This is a genomic window from Serratia sp. M24T3 (assembly GCF_000257645.1).
Taxonomy (GTDB): Bacteria; Pseudomonadota; Gammaproteobacteria; order Enterobacterales; family Enterobacteriaceae; genus Rouxiella.
This window is the reverse complement of sequence record NZ_AJHJ01000071.1, coordinates 1-2,533: the sequence shown is the minus strand read 5'-3', so window position 1 is coordinate 2,533 and position 2,533 is coordinate 1. Positions and strand designations below refer to the sequence as shown.

Annotated in this window: 5 protein-coding genes; all 5 read right to left on the bottom strand. The window is 49.3% G+C overall.

Annotated elements, in window-relative coordinates; all coding sequences use genetic code 11:
• Positions 1-240: hypothetical protein (locus SPM24T3_RS23935; protein ID WP_009639415.1), on the bottom strand; the 240-nt coding region annotated here is incomplete at its 3' end.
• On the bottom strand, positions 240-617 hold the full coding sequence (locus SPM24T3_RS23930) for a hypothetical protein (protein WP_009639414.1): 378 nt from the start codon (positions 615-617) through the stop codon (positions 240-242). The genes SPM24T3_RS23930 and SPM24T3_RS23935, both read right to left, overlap by 1 nt.
• Positions 614-1,078: a DUF1833 family protein gene (locus SPM24T3_RS23925; protein ID WP_009639413.1), complete on the bottom strand. Its 465-nt coding sequence runs from the start codon at positions 1,076-1,078 to the stop codon at positions 614-616. The genes SPM24T3_RS23930 and SPM24T3_RS23925 overlap by 4 nt, the downstream gene beginning before the upstream one ends.
• Positions 1,065-1,550, bottom strand: a complete 486-nt coding sequence (locus SPM24T3_RS23920; RefSeq protein WP_009639412.1) for a hypothetical protein — start codon at positions 1,548-1,550, stop codon at positions 1,065-1,067. Before SPM24T3_RS23920 ends, SPM24T3_RS23925 begins: the two co-directional genes overlap by 14 nt.
• Positions 1,550-2,533, bottom strand: a 984-nt coding sequence (locus SPM24T3_RS23915; RefSeq protein WP_009639424.1) for a phage tail tape measure C-terminal domain-containing protein, incomplete at its 5' end; no start/stop codon positions are given. The genes SPM24T3_RS23920 and SPM24T3_RS23915, both read right to left, overlap by 1 nt.

Genomic DNA, 2,533 nt, shown 5'->3' with positions numbered 1-2,533 from the left:
GCCGATAGCCCCGTTAGGCATGGGATATAAACGCACTACATCATCAGGTTTTATCACCCTTAGCGCCCATTCATCCTGCGGAATGCGTTTACCTTCAACGGTAATAAAAAACTTTGGTTCTGCTCCCTGACGGGCCTTTGCGCTGATTGAGCACAGCCACTCAAAAATAGTGGTTTCTTGGTGTTGATGCTCTTCTATTGGGATTTCAGCCAGGATTGACGTAAAAACTAGAATTGTCATTATTTCCAAAACTCCAGTTTAGTGTTTTTTCTCATGAACCTGCCCAGCGGCTGCACCGTTACGTTGCTGCCCGGATTGCATTCGGCTACGCACAGCAAAGGGCCATCCCTAATCACCACGGCGACATGATCCACAATGCCGCGTCTTATGACCAAAATCAGGGCACCTGGCATGGGCTCACATTTTTCCAAGAGGGTTGTTAATTCTCTGGCGTGAATTTCTACGCCCCGATCTTGATGGGTCACCCCGTCATATTCCGGCCATGCCTTTAGGCCCAGATCCCGACGTACTTCTAGCACCAGACCATAACAATCCAGATGGGGGTAATTCCTGCCCGCCTCGACATAACGCACTGACTGATATTTATCTAAATTCATAAATAGCGCAGCCCCGGGAACCGACTTAAGACATAGCGCATCCGAGGCCAGGCGGTATCCAGCACATTCATGAAAGAGGCAGTGAGTTTAATTTGCAGGTTCGTCCAGTCCGCACTTTTTAATGTCATGCTGTAGGGGGTTTCTGCTGGCGTCGTGAGGTCATCACTCGTGAAGCGCCTGAATGTCACCGTGGCTTCGGTTAAATTCTCAAGGGCGGTGCGTACTGCCGCCGATCCTTCACCTGTGATATTGCCGAGAGTAAACTCCAGGTCTTGCGCGCCTTCCGTGCTACGCTCTGGCAATGCCAAGTCCATGGCACAGGCGGTGTAGGTGACACCCCCCAGCGTAATATCCTCATAGGCCTGTACCAAGTTGAATTGCTGACTTCCGATATCAATCGACAGCGTATCCAAAATAACTTCATCGCCGCCGCTGGCATATAAGCGATCAATTATTGTCATTTAATGGCCACTCCCTGTTCATGGCTATATCAAAGATATCGGCACCAACCAGGTAGTCGGGTAAAATATCACTCCAATCCGGGTCAATAACAGGACGAATCCAGACTTCAAGCGTGGCCGAAAGTTTCCAACAGCTAACACCAGACTGAATATCAGCCTCGGAATAGATGTCTTTGAATCTCGTGACGTAATTATCATCGCCCGTCGAAAGGATGAGAGGCATATTGAACCAGGCAGCCCCATCTTTTAACTGATAGCGATAAAACCCCTCGAACAGCATGTATTCGCCCGGCGTAAACAGAAAGTTAAGATTAACTTCCATCGGCGTTGACAGGTATTTACGCCGTTGTCGTGCGCGACCACTATCGAGATCTGTGCGTAACAGTGGGCTAACGGGAGACAAAGAGTAGCCATCTTGCAAAACAGTGCACTTCAGAAGATCGGGCCAGTCAATATCTGTGGTGATCGACATTATTTAGCCCTCCTCTTCGTGTCGTATTTTGACGTTATGCTGGCGTGCACATTACCGGTGCCTTTTTGCAAATCCCGTGTCACCATGTTGTAACCTTTAATGGCCCCTTGCTCTGCCGCTTTACGCGTCAGGGCTATCGTGGCATCTGAGGGGTTTCCATTTATGCTGATCGGAATGGTGGGAGAATAGGTATTTCCACCGCCACCCGTTGAGCTTTTACTTACCCGCTCAAGGGTCGCATCCAGTTTTGCGGAGGTATTGGCCGTCGTGACGCGCTCACCTTTCTGCAATAACCAGGTGCCGGTCTGTGGAACGGAATCCACACCATCGTGTGCCATACCGAATAATGCTCGGCCCGTAGCCATTGCCTCGATGTTCGCCAAAGTACCAGCTACCGCAGCACCGCCAAAAGAAGCGATAGAAGCAGCGGTCGCCGCAGGGGCCCAGGCGTTCGCCAAAGCTACTGCCTGCGCTGTGCCGGCAACAGTAGCCGAAGTACCCAAAGCATACATAATCGCTTGGTTGACTAGCCATTGTGCCGCCATCTGGGCTAATGCGCTTACTATGGAATTAAGGATTGCTTGCCCAACGTTAACGAAAGCATCGCTTAATGACTCCGTACCGCTGATCACATTCGTGATATTTTCTGCGAGACTGCTGGTAGCCGATTGCAACACACCCGCAACAGCATCAGAGGCTTGCTGATTATAGTTTTGAGCGGAATTCATATAGTCTTTGAGAGAATCTAACGCGCCTGATTGCCAATCTTCTTTAAGTTTATCTTGGTCTTCCCAGTGCTTCTTATAGATTTTTAACCTTACCTCTAAAGCCTTACTTAATTCTTTTGTTTCATCATCATAACGAGAGCCGCTAATTTCTCCTTTGTTATGTTGTGATTGTAGATCTGCCTGCTTATCTTGAAAATCCTGCTGAACGCTAACCAGCTCCTGCAGGCGTGCTTTTGCCTCAGAGCCCATTCCAGC

Excerpts from the sequence above, each read along its gene's own strand:
- SPM24T3_RS23930 (WP_009639414.1), bottom strand. The coding sequence starts at position 617 with ATGAATTTAGATAAATATCAGTCAGTGCGTTATGTCGAGGCGGGCAGG.
- SPM24T3_RS23925 (WP_009639413.1), bottom strand. The coding sequence starts at position 1,078 with ATGACAATAATTGATCGCTTATATGCCAGCGGCGGCGATGAAGTTATT.
- SPM24T3_RS23920 (WP_009639412.1), bottom strand. The coding sequence starts at position 1,550 with ATGTCGATCACCACAGATATTGACTGGCCCGATCTTCTGAAGTGCACT.